The 207-nt window shown below is 49.3% G+C and carries 1 rRNA gene; it reads left to right on the top strand.

The annotated features are described in order from the left end of the window. Window positions 1–20 precede the first annotated feature (20 nt). Window positions 21–207 (top strand): 16S ribosomal RNA (locus AN391_RS20285); the annotation flags it as partial.

A 207-nucleotide genomic window follows, 5' to 3' on the forward strand; every position in this document is an offset into this window, starting at 1 on the left:
TTCGGAACATAAAAACTTTTTAATTGAAGAGTTTGATCATGGCTCAGATTGAACGCTGGCGGCAGGCCTAACACATGCAAGTCGAGCGGAAACGAAGAGTAGCTTGCTACTCTGGCGTCGAGCGGCGGACGGGTGAGTAATGCTTGGGAACATGCCTTGAGGTGGGGGACAACAGTTGGAAACGACTGCTAATACCGCATAATGTCT

It is taken from the genome of Pseudoalteromonas sp. P1-13-1a (assembly GCF_001401875.1).
Classification (GTDB): Bacteria; Pseudomonadota; Gammaproteobacteria; order Enterobacterales; family Alteromonadaceae; genus Pseudoalteromonas.